Below are 13,985 nucleotides of genomic sequence, written 5' to 3'. Positions count from 1 at the left end.
CCCAGGCAGCGCCACACGGGTGATCGGTCCACCGAGTGGGGGCGCCCTTGAGAGATCCCCGTCCCCCGGACACACGATCAGCCGGGCCCGTAGCATCTTCGCCGTGGAGATCGGCGGAGCAAGAGGTCTTGCGAACGAAGCGCCGTACATACGATTCCAGAGCACGACCCCGAACGAGCGCGGATACTTCACCGGCGTATTCGGACTGGTCAACGGCCTGGCACGGGACGGGAAGCTCACCGCTGAGCAGGAGCGCTTCAGGCGGACCAACAATGACTGGTACAACGCGGCCTATCCCGACCCCTCCTCCGTCGACCCGACGGTCTACGACCGCGCGCTTCACCCCGGGGCGGCTGCCTGGTTCAAATCCACCTCGCGGGACCTGATCAAGCGAGTAGACGGCTACTTGGAGATCCTCGCCGCTCATGGGATCGGGTGCCGCATGATGCACTCGTCGGATCCAGGAAGGATCGCCTACGAGGACGCGTACCAAATCGTCGTCGTTCCGCACGATGCCTGACCCGGCCACCCGGGCCCGTCGACCATACGCGCCGGGGAGGGATGGCGAGCGTGCGGCTCATAGCCCCAGCCTGACCCCAACCCGGCTATTGATCATCACCAGGCCACGGCTGCTGTCACCGTTGATGTCAACGCATACGCCAGAGAGCCCTTCCGATGATCGGAAGGGCCCTCTGGGCTGGGGCGCGCTCGGCAGGATTCGAACCTGCAACCTCTTGATCCGTAGTCAAGTGCTCTATCCGTTAAGCTACGAGCGCTTGGCTTCCCGGCGGTTTTTCTTGCCGGTCGGCGTTGCGGGGACAACATTACATGACCTGCGGCGTCAGACGAAATCCGTTTCCCACACCCCCTCCGAGCTGGGAAAACTCCCTTTTGGCGGTCGCCGGGGAGCGGCGGGGCGACGGAGCGAGGCAGGCACACGGGGGCTGAGGCCGGGCTGGCGATGGTTACCATGCGTGACCAGGTTGGCACGCAAGGGGCGGCCGGCCGGGTGGGGTGGTGGGGGCGCCTGGAGGGGTAAACGCGGCGGAGCCCCGGCCGTGGGGCCGGGGCTCCGGTCAGTGCGGAGGCTCCGGGATTTGAACCCGGGATGGGGGGTTACCCCAAACCGCATTAGCAGTGCGGCGCCATAGACCAGACTAGGCGAAGCCTCCATGCACACCGAGCATATTCGCGCGAGCGCGATGCGGTGTGTGCAGATGATGTCACAGCCCAGGGGGATGTCACCAATCGCCGCCTACGGTACTCGGCTGGCGGGTCGCATCGCAAAGCCCTTATGGCGGCGCAACGCGCACGACGGCGGCGCGTTAGACGGGCAGGGGCAGTGCGCCCCGATGTGATCACACCTGGAGCGCCCCCATGCCTGTGTTGCACCGCCTCGCCGTCGCCGCCGTCTCGGCGGCCGCCTCTGTGGCCGCGCTGAGCGTCCCCGCCTGGGCAGCGCCCGTGCCGCTGCCCAGGCCGTACGACGGGGAGGGCGGCGACCGTTTGGTCGTCACCGTGTCGCGGAGCGGCGTGGTCGCGGACTCCGTCACGTACACGCTGACGTGTCATCCCACGGGCGGGACGCATCCGGCCGCGGGGGAGGCGTGCGATCAGCTGGATGACGCGACGGTGTGGGGGAGGGAACCGTTCGCGCCCGTGCCGCCCGGGGCGATGTGCACGGGGCAGTACGGGGGGCCGGCCACGGGGCATCTGCGGGGGCGTTGGGCGGGGCGGCCGGTGGACGCGCGGTTCACTCGGGTGAACGGGTGCGAGATCGCCCGGTGGGACAGATTTTCCGAGGTTTTGCGCCTTCCTGGGAGCTGACCTGGAGTATTGGCCGGGCCTGGGACGGAACCGACCGGTGAGCGCGCCCAGGGGGTTTGTCCAGGCGTGCGTCGAGACGCGTACGTCGTGCTGCGACCTCCCTCTCATCTACCGCCGCGCCCGCGCCCGCTGCCCGTAGACTCCCTGGAGGACACTCAACGGACGCGGCGGCACAATGACCGCGAGTGTCGGGCAAGGTGCGGTACATCAGGGAGGAAGCGTCGTCGTGAGCAGCAGGCCATCCCGAGGCGCTGCTCGCCTCGCAGCCATACTCGACGCCCTCCCGGACGCCCTGCTGCTGGTCAACTGCAACGGCACGGTCGTCAACGCCAACCACATCGCGCTCGAGACCTTCGAGGTGCCGGGAACGGCGCTCGTCGGCCGCGGGCTTCTCGATCTCCTCCCCACCTTCGACTCCAATCGCATTCCGGGCTCGATGCGCCGCCCGGACCGGGACGAGGCGGGCCGCACCAAGCCGACGCGCATGATCGCGCGGCGCACCGACGGCGTGCAGTTCCCCGTCGAGGTCACCAGCGCGAATCTGGAGGACGGCCGGACCCCGTACGCCGACCAGTACAGCTACACCGGCGACGAACTGCTGATGCTCGTCGTGCGCGACCTGACCGGGACGCTCGACACGGAGGCCGAACTCGCCCGCCAGCAGCGCCAGACCGAGATGATCCTGCGCGCGGCGGCGGAGGGCGTGGTCGGCGTGGACACCGAGGGCAAGGTGGTCCTCGTCAACCCGTCCGCCGCGCAGATCCTCGGCTACCGGGCCAGCGACTTGGGCGGTCAGGAGCTTCATCCTCTTGTACACCACTCGCGCGCGGATGGTTCCCCTCTCCCGTACGAGGAGTCCCCGCTCACCGAGACCCTGCGCTCCGGCCGCAAATACCGGGTGCGCGGCCAGGTGCTGTGGGCGAAGGACGGCAGCCCGGTACCGGTCGACCTGACGACCGCGCCCGTGCGGGACGGTGATCAGCTCGTCGGCGCGGTGATGACCTTCACCGACCGGCGGCCCGAGGAAGCCCTCGTGGCGCAACACGCCGAGGAGCTGGAGAAGGTCACAGCCAAGCACGCGGAGGAGCTGGAGAAGCTCACCGCGCGGCACGCGGAGGAGGTCGAGAAACTCACCGCGCGGCTCAATCAGGAGCGGGACGAGCTCACGGCGCGGCTCGCCCAGGAGCGCCAGGAACACGCCGAGCGGTACGAGGCGGTCGCCGCCCGCAACGCCCAGCTGCTCGCCGTACTCGACCAGTCGCTGCGCGGCCCGCTGCTGGAGCTGCGCGGTGAACTCGGCGTGCTCGCCGACGACCCGGCCGGGCAGCTGTGGCCCGAGGCGAACCAGATCCTCCACCACCTCGCCGCCGGCTACACCCGGATGACCACGCTGGTGGACAACGTCCTCAGCTACCAGCGGCTCGACTCGGGCAGCGAGGACTTCACGCGGCACCCGGTCTCGATGGACGAGGTCGTCACGGCCGGCGTCGAGGGCGCGGTCGAGCTGATCGGCCCGGGGCGGGCGCAGTTCGCCGTGCACGCGCCGCCGATCGAGGCCGAGGTGGACGCGGAGCGCCTGGCACAGGCGCTGGCGCACCTGATCGCGGACGTGGCCGGAGTCGACTCCACCGGAAAGGCGGCCGGGGGCCCCGGCGGCGCGACGGGCGACTCGACGATCGTGGTGGCGGCGGCGCAGCGCGGCGACGTCGTACGGATCGAGGTACGGGGTCCGTACGCGGGCGGCGACCCGGTGCACGAGCCGATCGTCCGGGGGATCGTACGGCGGCACGGTGGCGTGCTGCAGACGCATGAGATGCCGGGCATGGGCGGGCACGCGTACGTCCTGGAGGTGCCGATCTCCGCGGCCGCCGCCGACCAGGCGGGCGGGCCCGAGGACGCCACGGCGGCATCCGCGGGCACGTCCGGGACGGGGTCAGCGGCGGGGACCGCCGGCCGGGGCGCCTCCGGCCCAGCAGCCGACACCGGCCACACGGCCTCGGGCCCCGGGGCCGCCCAGGGCGGAACGGACGGCACGGGCACGGGCACGGGCCAGACGCCGACGGGGCGGCGCGCCCGGCGGGGCCCGAACGGAACCAACGGCGCGGGGACCAATGGTGCCGGGGCCGAGGGCGCCGGGACCCATGGCACGGGGACCAACGGTGCCGGGGCCGAGGGCGCCGGGACCCATGGCGCCGGTATGAACAGCACGGACACGCACGGCGCCGGTACGAACGGCGCCGGTGCCAACGGGCCCGCTACGCACGGGGCCGGTACGAACGGCGCCGGTGCCGGCGGTAGCGGTGGCAACGGCGGGGGCACGCGCGGCGGCGCCGCCGCACCCGGAGCCGCCCCGCGCACGCCCGGCACCCAGCGCGCCGGTCACCGCGCCGCCCACGCCGGGCCCGCGCCCCTGGCGCCCGCGCCGGACGGCGACGACACCGCCGCGGCGCAGCAGGCCGAGGCCGAGGAGCCACGGCCGACCGGGCGCCGACGCGCCCGCCGCCACCCCGCCGAAGGGCAGCCGGCGGCCGCGAGCGCGAACCCCGAGACCGACGGCCAGGGTTCGGGGGCTCATCGCCATGCCCGGACCGGTGCGCCGCAGGCCGGTCCACAAGCCGGTCCGCGGACCGGCCCGCAGGCCGCCGCGATGGGTCCGGTGCCGCCGCAGGGCGTGGCCGGGCAGCCGTCGCCCCCGGCGGGGCGGCGCGCCCGTCGCGCTGCCCCGGCCGAGGGCGGCCCGGGGCGGTCGGCCTTCGCGCTGCCGCCCGCGGCGGCCGACGCCGCTCCGCAGACCGGCGGCTGGCCCGCCGCCGCGGGCCCCGAGGCGCCCCCGGACGCCCAAGGCGCCCAGGGCGGACCGGCCATGCCCGCACTGCCCGCCGCACGCACCCCCGAACAACAGCAGAACAACTGGAACCAGCCCGAGGACGGCCCGAACGCCGGCCCGGACCCGCTCCCCCCGACCCAGCCCGGCGCCCAGCCCGCCGGACGGCGGCGGGCCCGGCGCGCGCTCGCCGAGGCACCCGGGCGGGCCGGAGCCGACCAGACGCAGCAGCCACAGCCGCAACCGCAGCGCCAGGGGCAACCCCAGGCGCAGTCTCAGCCCGCCGGCGACCCGGCCGGTGGCCGGTCCCCCTTCGCGCTGCCGCCCGCGGCGGCCGACCGGGCGCCGCAGTCCGCGCTGCCACCGGAGCTCGGCCCCGTGGGCCTCGTCCCCGCGCAGCACGGGGCGCGGGACGCGCGCGGCGGAGCCGCCCAGGACGCCCAGGGCGGCGGCCTCGCCGTACGGGGCGGCCCCGTACCGCCCAACGCCGGGCAGCGGCCCGGCGGCTGGCCCGCCGCCCCGGGGCCCCCAGACGCCCCCGGACGCCCAAAGTGCCCAGGGCGGACCGGCCATGCCCGCACTGCCCGCCGCACGCACCCCCGAACAACAGCAGAACAACTGGAACCAGCCCGAGAGCGCCCCGTACGACGCGGACGCGGGTCCGTACGACGCCGACGCGGGTCCGTACGGCCCGGAGGGCGGCCCGGGAGACGGCCCGTACGAGACCGGCGGCGGCCCGCGGCCGGTGCCCGGCCCCGGCGTGCCCCAGCCCGCCCCGCAGCCCACCGGGCGGCGACGGGCCCGGCGGCCGCTGACCGAGGACCAGTCGGGGCCTGGGAATCAGCCTGGACCGGGCGAGCAGCCGGGCCACGGCGGGATGTCGGAGCACGGAGGCCGGCCGGGGCACGGCGGACAGCCGGGGCAGGGCCAGTTGCCCACCATGCAGGAAGGCGCGCCGCAGCCGGGCGCCTGGCCGGGCGGTCCCACGCCACGCGGCCCCCAGCCTCAGCCTCTGCCCCAGCGCCGGCCGCAGCAGTTGGCCGCGGCCGAGCCCGCCCCGGGCGCCGACGCCTCGCAGGGGCGCTCGATCAGCGTGCGGACCCTTGGGCAGGGCGTGCCGTTCGCTCAGCAGGTCTCGGAGCATCACCCGCACCATCCGCAGGCGCAGCTCCAGACGCCGTCGGGCGGCACGGCCACGCCCGGGGGTTCGGGCAGGCGGCGCAAGCTGGCGGCCCGACCCGACCCGGGCGATCCGGCCGCCTCGGCCGAGATCGAGCCGGCCGGCCGCGCGCAGCCGCCCCACCCCGGTGCCCAGCCGCCCCCCGGAGCCCAGCCGCGCCCCGGAGGCCCGGCCCATCCCGGGGCCCAGCCCCACGGCGGTGCCCGCGGGCCCCAGCCGCGCCCCCAGCCGGTGGGGCCGGGGCCGCATCCGCACCGTCCCACCGCGCCGCAGAGCGCGGGCCGCGCCTTCGCGATCGGCGCGCCCGACGAGGGCGCCGAGGGGCCGGAGCCGCTGGACGGGCCGAACGGCGCGGTCGAGGTCGTCGACGACCGCACCCCACCGCCCGACGACGAGCTGCCGCCCGAGCCCCTGGACAACCCGCGCCGCCTGCTCGTATGGCCGGCGCCTGACATGTCCACTCAGCAGGCGCTCAGCGACCGCGGCTACCGCCCGGTGATCGTGCATTCGCGGGAAGAGGTGGACGCGCAGATCGCGGCGTACCCGGCCGCGCTGTTCGTCGACCCGCTGACCGGGCCGATCACCCGGACGGCGCTGCAGTCGCTGCGTACCGCGGCGGTCGCCGCCGAGGTGCCGGTGCTGGTGACGGCGGGGCTCGGCCAGGCGTCGCGGGAGGCGGCGTACGGCGCCGATCCGGCCGTCCTGTTCAAGGCGCTCGCCCCGCGCGACAGCGAGCAGCACCCGCCGCGGGTGCTGCTGATCGAGGAGCACCAGCCGATCTCCGAGGCGCTGACGGCGACGCTTGAGCGGCGCGGCATGCAGGTCGCCAGGGCGGCGACGGACGCGGACGCGGTGACGCTCGCGGCGCAGATGCGGCCGAATCTGGTGGTGATGGACCTGATGCAGGTGCGCCGCCGCCGGGCCGGGATCGTGGACTGGCTGCGGGGGAACGGGCTGCTCAACCGCACCCCGCTGGTCGTCTACACCTCCGCGGACATCGACCCGGCCAATCTGTCGCGGCTGAGTTCGGGCGAGACCGTGCTGTTCCTCGCGGAGCGCTCGACGAGCGCGGAGGTGCAGGGGCGGATCGTGGACCTGCTGGCCAAGATCGGCAACAACTGAGGCCCGCCGGGCGCCGGCCTTCGGGCTATGAACCCTGGGGGTGGGGGCCCTCGTGTTCGGGGCCCTCGTGTTCGGGGCCCTCGGCTTGCGAGCCCTTGGACGGTGAGCCCTCCGTGCCGGTGAGGCGGCGGACGGCGGCGTGGAGTGACTCGCTGAGCCGCGCGGCGTCCTCCTCCGTGTCGCCGACGAGCAGCCTGCGGAACTGCGACACGGCGAAGGGCCAGCCCGCCAGCGCGCTGATGACGAACACCAGGTGCTGCGGCGGGAGATACCCGTCGATGGCGCCCCGCTCCTGCGCGGCGGAGAATGCGGCGGCCTTCGCCGCGTAGGACGCGCGCCGCTCCTCCTCCCGCTGGACCTCGGAACCGCCGCTTCCGTACTCGAGCCCCTCCCAGAGCATCAGCCGCAGCAGCTCGGGGTGGGCGGCGTGGTAGGCCATCAGGCGGTCCAGATAGCCGGCCGGGTCCTCGGGGTCGGGCGGGACCGCGGCCGCGAGGTCCAGCATGGCGTGCTGTATGACCTGCCTGAACAGTTCGGCCTTGTCGCCGAAGTAGGCATAGATGAGCTGCTTGTTGGCCTTGGCCTCGCGGGCGATGCGGTCGATGCGGGCCCCGGCGATGCCGTGGGCGGCGAATTCCGCGGTGGCCGCCGCGAAGATCCGGGCCTTCGTCGCCTCCGCGTCCCTTGCTTGTGCCATGGACCCAGGGTAACCAACTGTCTGGTTGACAACCTCCCCCCGAGCCCGCAGACTCAATAACCAACCAGTTGGTTACGAGAGCAGAAGCAGGCATGCGCCGCGGGGAGGCATCAGCGATGACGGTGGCAGAGACGCGTACGGGCACGGGCTCGGACATGGCCACGCCTACGGGTACCGGCACGGACGTACGTAGAGGCACGGATACGGATACGGGTAGGGATCCGGCCGTGCCGTCCGACACCAGCCGCGCCACCGGCGCCGGACCCCGCCCCCGCGCCCGGCGCGACGGCCCGCCCACCGGAGTGTTCCTCGCGGTCATCGCCCTCTGCACCGCCGTGACCGCCGCCAACATCTACCTCGCCGCGCCGCTCCTCAATCTGATCGCCCGCGACCTCGGCGTCGCCCCGTCGGCCGCCGGGTGGATCGCCTCCGTCGCCCAGCTCGGCTACGCGGCCGGACTGCTGCTCTTCGCGCCCCTCGGCGACACCGCCAACCGCCGCCGCCTCGTCGGCGCGCTGTCCGCCGCGGCGGGCGTGGCCCTGGTCGTCGCGGGGCTGGCGCCGGGGCTGCCCGCGCTCGGTGCCGCCGTCTTCGCGGCCTCCGCCGCCACGGTCGTACCGCAGCTGCTGGTGCCGCTCGTCGCCGAACGCGCCCCGGCCGCGCGGCGCGGCCGCCACCTCGGCGTCGTCGTCGCGGGGCTGTTCGCCGGCGTGGTCGCGGCCCGGGTGCTGGGCGGGCTCGCCGGGCAGGCGTACGGCTGGCGCGCCGTCTTCCTCGGCGCGGCGGGCCTGACCGCGCTCATCGGCCTGGCGACCGCCGCGCTGCTGCCGGCCGAGACCCGTCCGCGTGCCAAGACCCACCCGTCGGCGATCCTCAAGGGCGTCGCGCGGGTGCCGCGGATGCTCGCCACCTCCTCCGAACTGCGGAGCGCGTGCCTGCGGCAGGCCGGGTTGTACGGGGCGTGGAGCGCCCTGTGGACGGCGCTGGCCCTGCTGCTCACCGGGCCCGGATACGGCATGTCGACGGGCACGGCCGGGCTGTTCGGCCTGTTCGGGCTGACCGCGAGCGCCGTGGCGCCGCTGTCCGGCGGCCTGGTGGACCGGTTCGGGGTGACCCGGGTGGTCGGCGCCGCGTATGTGCTCGCCGCCGCCTCCGTACCGCTGTTCTGGCTCGGCGGCTCCTGGATCTGGGCGCTGTGCGCGGCGGCGGTGCTGCTGCACGCCGGGCTGACGGCGGGGCAGGTGGCCAACCAGACCCGGGCCCTGACCTCGACCGCCTCCCCGGCCACGGCCAACACGGCCTACATCGTCTCGGCGTTCATCGGCGGAGCCACCGCTTCGGCGCTCGCGGGACCCGCGTTCGAGCGGTGGGGCTGGGGCGGGGTATGCGCCGTCGCCGTCTGCTGGCTGGCCCTCGGCTGGCTGGGCGCCGCCCGACGCCGTCCCGGCCGGGCCACCCGAACGCGTTGACCGGCCGCCCAGGATCCGGTCCCCGGCCCCGGACCCGGGATCCGGTCCCGGGATCCGGTCCCCGGGCCCGACCCCGGACTCGTGCTGGGCCCCGGACTCGGCTTCTGCTTCGCACCCGACATCAGGAGCATCGGAGCTTTTCGGGGGCGTGGACTTGGTCGTCCGCGCCCCTCGGCCGCCTAGCCGAGCTTCGTCACCTCCAGCTCACCGTCCGCGTACCGCCTGCGGATGACCTTCTTGTCGAACTTCCCCACGCTCGTCTTCGGCACCTCCTCGATCAGCGCCCAGCGCTCCGGCAGCTGCCAGTGCGCGATCCGCTCCGCGAGGAACGCCCGGAGCTCCTCGTAATCGACCTCGACGCTGTCCTTCAGCACCACCGTCGCCAGCGGGCGCTCCCCCCACTTCTCGTCCGGCACCGCGACCACCGCCGCCTCGGCGACATGCGGGTGGGCCATCAGATGGTTCTCCAGCTCGACCGACGAGATCCATTCCCCGCCCGACTTGATGACGTCCTTCGCCCGGTCCGTCAGCGTCAGGAAGCCGTCCGCCGTGATGGCGCCGACATCGCCGGTCTTCAGCCAGCCGTCGGCGGTGAACTTGTCCTCCGGGCGGAATGGCTCGCCCTCCGCCCCGCCGTAGTACGCGGCCGCGATCCACGGACCGCGCACCTCCAGCTCGCCCACCGACGTGCCGTCCCAGGGCACGAGCTCGCCGTCGGGCGCGGTCAGCCGGTACTCCACCGAGGCCGGGAAGCGGCCCTGGGACTCGCGGTACGGCCACTCCTCCTCCGCCGTGAGACCGGCGGGCGGATGGGCCACGGACCCGAGCGGCGAGAGTTCCGTCATGCCCCAGGCGTGCACCACCCGGATGCCGTGCCGCTCCTCGAACGCCCTCATCAACGACGGCGGGCAGGCCGCCCCGCCGATGTAGACCTCGCGCAGCGAGGACACGTCCCGCGGCTTGGCGTCGAGCTCGGACAACAGCCCCTGCCAGATGGTGGGGACGGCGGCGCTGAGGGTGGGGCGGACCGCCTCGATCATGTCGGCGAGCGGGGCCGGGTGCAGAAAGCGGTCGGGCATCAACATGGAGGCGCCCGCCATGAAGGCGGCGTGCGGGGTGCCCCACGCGTTGGCGTGGAACATCGGCACCACCGGCAGCAGGGTGTCCTTCGCGGACATGCCGAACGCCTCGACGCTGTTGACCTGCATCGAGTGCAGATAGATCGAACGGTGGCTGTAGGCAACGCCCTTCGGGTCGCCGGTCGTCCCGGACGTGTAGCACAGGGCCGCGGCCCGGCGCTCATCCGTGACGGGCCAGGGGTAACGCGCGGGACGGCCCTCGATCAGCTCCTCGTAGTCGTGGACGTTCGCCCGGCACCCGTCCAGAACGGAGCGGTCCCCCGGCCCGGCGACGACCACGTGCTCCACGGAACCGAGCCGGGGCAGGAGCGGGGCGAGCAGCGGCAGCAGCGAGCCGTTGACGAGGATCACGCGGTCGGCGGCATGATTGATGATCCAGGCCAACTGGTCGGCGGGCAGCCGGAGATTGAGGGTGTGCAGCACGGCCCCCATCGAGGGCACCGCCAGATACGCCTCCAGGTGCTCGCAGTTGTTCCACATGAGCGAGCCCACGACCTGGTCCTCTTCGACGCCGAGCTCGTCGCGCAGCGCGTTCGCCAGCTGGATCGACCGCAGCGCCACGTCGTAGAAGGTACGGCGCTCCGGCTCGCCGTCACCGGTCCAGGTGATGACTTGCGCCTTGCTGTGCGTCAGCGCCCCGTGGACGAGGATGCGGGTCACGGTCAGCGGTACGTCCTGCATCGTGCTGAGCACCGGGGCCTCCAGGGTTCCGGTTACGCGCGGTCGAGGTGTCCGCCGATTCTGCAGCCGACCGGACGGTATGTCACTAGGTCCGGTCAGGCCGCCCGGGTGAGGGCCGGGTCCTCGCGCAGCTTGCCGAGGGCGCGCGAGACGGCGCTCTTGACCGTGCCCACCGACACGCCCAGCACCTCGGCCGTCTGGGCCTCGCTGAGGTCCTCGTAATACCTGAGGACGACCATGGCCCGCTGCCGGTCGGGCAGCCGCAGCACCGCCCGCCACATCGCGTCCCGCAACACCTGCTGCTCGGCGGGGTCCGGGGCGGGGACCGGATCCGGCTCGGGCAGCTCCTCGCACACGAACTCGTCGACCTTGCGCTTGCGCCACTGCGAGGTCCGCGTGTTCACCAACGCCCGGCGGACATACCCGTCCAGCGCGTTGTGGTCCTCTATCCGCTCCCACGCCAAGTACGTCTTGGCCAGCGCGGTCTGCAACAGGTCCTCCGCGTCCCAGGCGTTCGCGCTCAGCGCGCGGGCGGTGCGCAGCAGCACCGGCCCCCGCGCCCGCACGTACGACGCGAAGGACGGAAACGCGGCGGTGGACGCGCCGGTGCACACACTCGTGGTCATGCCTCCCACGCTAGGAGTGGGCAGCGGTCGATGGATCGGCCGTAAGTGCCGAAGGCGCCTCAACCTCAGGTTGTAGGGGCGGGGCCGGCATCACCTCCTGCGGGGGGAGGGGTGGCGGAGAGTACCTCAGGGTTGTGCCCCAGGGGTGGTACGGCGAGGGGGGTACGACCGGGGGCTCGGCCGACGGCCGGGGGCTCGCCCGACGACCGGGGTCAGTCGATGATCGCCACGGGGGCGTCGACCTTGTTGCGGTCGATCTGCAGGGTCCGGCCGCCGTGCGTCTCGGTGATATTGCCGACGTACTGGTGGATACGGCGGTGCGGATGCCAGGCGCTCTTGGGCAGGACCGGCTCCCCGGACAGCGATGCCTTCCCGCTCCAGCGCGCGAACCACATCACGGAGGGGAGGTCGTGCTTCCCGGCCTCGCGGGCCTGCTCCAGATGCAGCACCCCCGACTCGGCGCTGCTGTAGAAGCCCGGGAAATAGCCGTGCGAGCGCACTTCCCGGTTCCAGCCGCGGATGAAGGAGAGCGTGGTCTTGGCGCACTTGGTGCGCCACTGCTCGTACGCCTCCATGTCGAGGTAGAGCGCGCTGCGCTTCTTGAGGGCCAGCGCCTTGGCTCGGTTGACCGCGTCCTTGCCCTCCTTGCGCCCCTGCGACCAGGGCTTGTCGCCGATGGGGACGTGCTTCTTGTTCTTGTTGCGGACGCAGGGGGACTGCGAGCCGACATAGATGGGCAGCACCCGCCAGCCGATGGCACGGGTCCCCCGCATCCACGAAACGCTGAGGTTCGGCTGGCTCGGGCAGGCCCGGCCGCGGCCCCCGTAGTAGACGCCGACCGCGCCGTACCGGGATCCGCTCCAGGCGCGCAGGGTCTCGAGCGAGGGGGCGTGGCAGGTGTCCAGGGCCCAGCCACGGAAGACCTTGGCGCCCAGCGGCCGAGGGTCGGGGAGGGCCGCCTCGGGGGAGGAGGCGGCGGAAGGGGCGCCGACGATCAGCGTGGCCGGCGTCGCGGACAGGCCGACCGCACATCCGACGATCTTCCATCTGATCTTCTTTCTTCGGTCCATATGACGAGTCAAAGTGCCGGTGGGGGGACCGGCCCCGCAGACACGCGCGCGGTTCAGCCGTCTGCGCCGATGAGCAGCCCGGATGTCGGTACCCCGGTGCCCGCCGTGACCAGGGCGCGGGACGCCTGCGGGACCTGGTTGACCGAGGTGCCGCGTATCTGGCGGACCGCTTCGGCTATCCCGTTCATCCCGTGCAGATAGGCCTCACCGAGCTGACCGCCATGGGTATTGAGCGGTAGCGCGCCGTCGGCGACGAAGCCGGGCGCCTCACCGGGCCCGCAGAAGCCGAACTCCTCCAGCTGCATCAGCACGAACGGGGTGAAGTGGTCGTAGAGGATGCCCACATCGATGTCGGCGGGGGTCAGCCCGCTGCCGCGCCACAGCTGCCGCGCGACCACTCCCATCTCGGGAAGCCCGGTCAGGTCGTCGCGGTAGAAGCTCGTCATCTGCTCCTGCCCGCGCCCCGCGCCCTGCGCCGCCGCGGTGACCACCGCGGGCGGATGCGGCAGATCGCGCGCCCGCTCGACACCGGTGACCACGAGCGCCTGGCCGCCGTCCGTCTCCTGGCAGCAGTCCAGCAGCCGCAGCGGCTCGACGATCCAGCGGGAGGCGGCGTGGTCGGCGAGGGTGATCGGCTTACCGTAGAAGTACGCGGCGGGGTTGGTGGCGGCGTGGCGGCGGTCCGTGACGGCAACATGGCCGAAGACATCCGGCGACAGGCCGTACGTGTGCAGATAGCGCCGCGCGGCCATGGCGACCCACGAGGCCGGGGTCAGCAGGCCGAAGGGCAGCGCCCAGCCGAGCGCGGTGCCTTCGGCCGAGGGCTCGCGGTGCTGCACCCCGGAGCCGAAGCGGCGGCCGGAGCGCTCGTTGAACGCCCGGTAGCAGACCACGACGTCGGCGACGCCCGTGGCCACGGCGAGCGCGGCCTGCTGGACGATGGCGCAGGCGGCTCCCCCGCCGTAGTGGACGCGGGAGAAGAACGAGAGCTCGCCGATGCCGCAGGCCTGGGCCACGGTGATCTCGGGGCTGGTGTCCATGGTGAAGGTGACCAGCCCGTCGACGTCGGCGGGGGTGAGCCCGGCGTCGTCCAGGGCGGCGCGGACGGCCTCAGCCGCCAGCTTCAGCTCGCTGCGACCGGAGTCCTTGGAGAACTCGGTGGCGCCGATCCCCACGATCGCCGCCCGGCCGCCGAGCGTATCGGCTCTGCGGACGCTCATCGGGCTCTACCTTCTTCCTGGGTCTGCCCCAGCCATTCGTAGGGTTGTGGCGCCCAGGGGAACCGGGTGTGGCTTTCATCGGGCTGCCGATCATGGTTCGGGAGGCTTGGCCGCCTGGTTCCCCACGACG

The 13,985-nt window shown here is 73.5% G+C and carries 11 protein-coding genes and 2 tRNA genes; 5 read left to right on the top strand and 8 right to left on the bottom strand.

Going from position 1 to position 13,985, the window contains the following annotated elements; all coding sequences use genetic code 11:
• The first annotated feature begins 103 nt into the window (after positions 1 to 103).
• Positions 104 to 520: a hypothetical protein gene (locus ABFY07_RS30040; protein WP_346177511.1), complete on the top strand. Its 417-nt coding sequence runs from the start codon at positions 104 to 106 to the stop codon at positions 518 to 520.
• A 183-nt stretch (positions 521 to 703) separates the two neighbouring features.
• Here ABFY07_RS30040 and ABFY07_RS30035 read toward each other — a convergent pair.
• The 3 genes from ABFY07_RS30035 to ABFY07_RS30025 form a co-directional block, all read right to left on the bottom strand.
• Positions 704 to 776: transfer RNA gene (locus tag ABFY07_RS30035), tRNA-Arg, on the bottom strand.
• Positions 777 to 1,082: 306 nt separating this feature from the next.
• Positions 1,083 to 1,172, bottom strand: a tRNA-Ser gene (locus ABFY07_RS30030).
• A gap of 186 nt (positions 1,173 to 1,358) precedes the next feature.
• On the bottom strand, positions 1,359 to 1,559 hold the full coding sequence (locus ABFY07_RS30025) for a hypothetical protein (protein ID WP_342673133.1): 201 nt from the start codon (positions 1,557 to 1,559) through the stop codon (positions 1,359 to 1,361).
• On the opposite strand from ABFY07_RS30025, the gene ABFY07_RS30020 reads away from it, so the two are divergent.
• From ABFY07_RS30020 to ABFY07_RS43250, 3 genes are all read left to right on the top strand, one after another.
• Complete coding sequence (locus ABFY07_RS30020; RefSeq protein ID WP_346177583.1) at positions 1,465 to 1,827, top strand: SSI family serine proteinase inhibitor; 363 nt, start codon at positions 1,465 to 1,467, stop codon at positions 1,825 to 1,827. The two genes, ABFY07_RS30025 and ABFY07_RS30020, sit on opposite strands and share 95 nt — an antisense overlap.
• Before the next feature lie 226 nt (positions 1,828 to 2,053).
• Complete coding sequence (locus tag ABFY07_RS30015) at positions 2,054 to 6,283, top strand: PAS domain-containing protein (protein ID WP_428837035.1); 4,230 nt, start codon at positions 2,054 to 2,056, stop codon at positions 6,281 to 6,283.
• Position 6,284: 1 nt separating this feature from the next.
• Positions 6,285 to 6,953: a response regulator gene (locus tag ABFY07_RS43250; protein ID WP_428837034.1), complete on the top strand. Its 669-nt coding sequence runs from the start codon at positions 6,285 to 6,287 to the stop codon at positions 6,951 to 6,953.
• A gap of 25 nt (positions 6,954 to 6,978) precedes the next feature.
• Here the strand turns inward: ABFY07_RS43250 and ABFY07_RS30010 are convergent, their stop codons facing one another.
• The gene (locus ABFY07_RS30010; RefSeq protein WP_346177510.1) at positions 6,979 to 7,650 is read right to left on the bottom strand and encodes a TetR/AcrR family transcriptional regulator; all 672 of its coding nucleotides are present in this window, start codon (positions 7,648 to 7,650) and stop codon (positions 6,979 to 6,981) included.
• A gap of 227 nt (positions 7,651 to 7,877) precedes the next feature.
• Between ABFY07_RS30010 and ABFY07_RS30005 the strand changes: the two genes are divergently transcribed.
• On the top strand, positions 7,878 to 9,119 hold the full coding sequence (locus ABFY07_RS30005; RefSeq protein WP_346177509.1) for an MFS transporter: 1,242 nt from the start codon (positions 7,878 to 7,880) through the stop codon (positions 9,117 to 9,119).
• A gap of 179 nt (positions 9,120 to 9,298) precedes the next feature.
• Here the strand turns inward: ABFY07_RS30005 and ABFY07_RS30000 are convergent, their stop codons facing one another.
• From ABFY07_RS30000 to ABFY07_RS29985, 4 genes are all read right to left on the bottom strand, one after another.
• A complete protein-coding gene (locus tag ABFY07_RS30000) occupies positions 9,299 to 10,951 on the bottom strand; it encodes a long-chain fatty acid--CoA ligase (RefSeq protein ID WP_346177508.1) in 1,653 nt (550 codons plus the stop codon).
• A gap of 83 nt (positions 10,952 to 11,034) precedes the next feature.
• Positions 11,035 to 11,565: a SigE family RNA polymerase sigma factor gene (locus ABFY07_RS29995; RefSeq protein WP_346177507.1), complete on the bottom strand. Its 531-nt coding sequence runs from the start codon at positions 11,563 to 11,565 to the stop codon at positions 11,035 to 11,037.
• Positions 11,566 to 11,777: 212 nt separating this feature from the next.
• Positions 11,778 to 12,635, bottom strand: coding sequence for a DUF1906 domain-containing protein (locus ABFY07_RS29990; protein ID WP_346177506.1), 858 nt, complete (start codon positions 12,633 to 12,635; stop codon positions 11,778 to 11,780).
• Between the two features lie 53 nt (positions 12,636 to 12,688).
• Complete coding sequence (locus tag ABFY07_RS29985; RefSeq protein ID WP_346177505.1) at positions 12,689 to 13,855, bottom strand: lipid-transfer protein; 1,167 nt, start codon at positions 13,853 to 13,855, stop codon at positions 12,689 to 12,691.
• Positions 13,856 to 13,985 lie beyond the last annotated feature (130 nt).

Origin of the sequence: Streptomyces sparsogenes subsp. cuspidosporus (genome assembly GCF_039532705.1) — a bacterium.
Lineage (GTDB): Bacteria > Actinomycetota > Actinomycetes > Streptomycetales > Streptomycetaceae > Streptomyces > Streptomyces sparsogenes.
The sequence above is the reverse complement of the archived record's forward strand: the minus strand, read 5'-3'. Positions and strand labels throughout refer to the sequence as shown.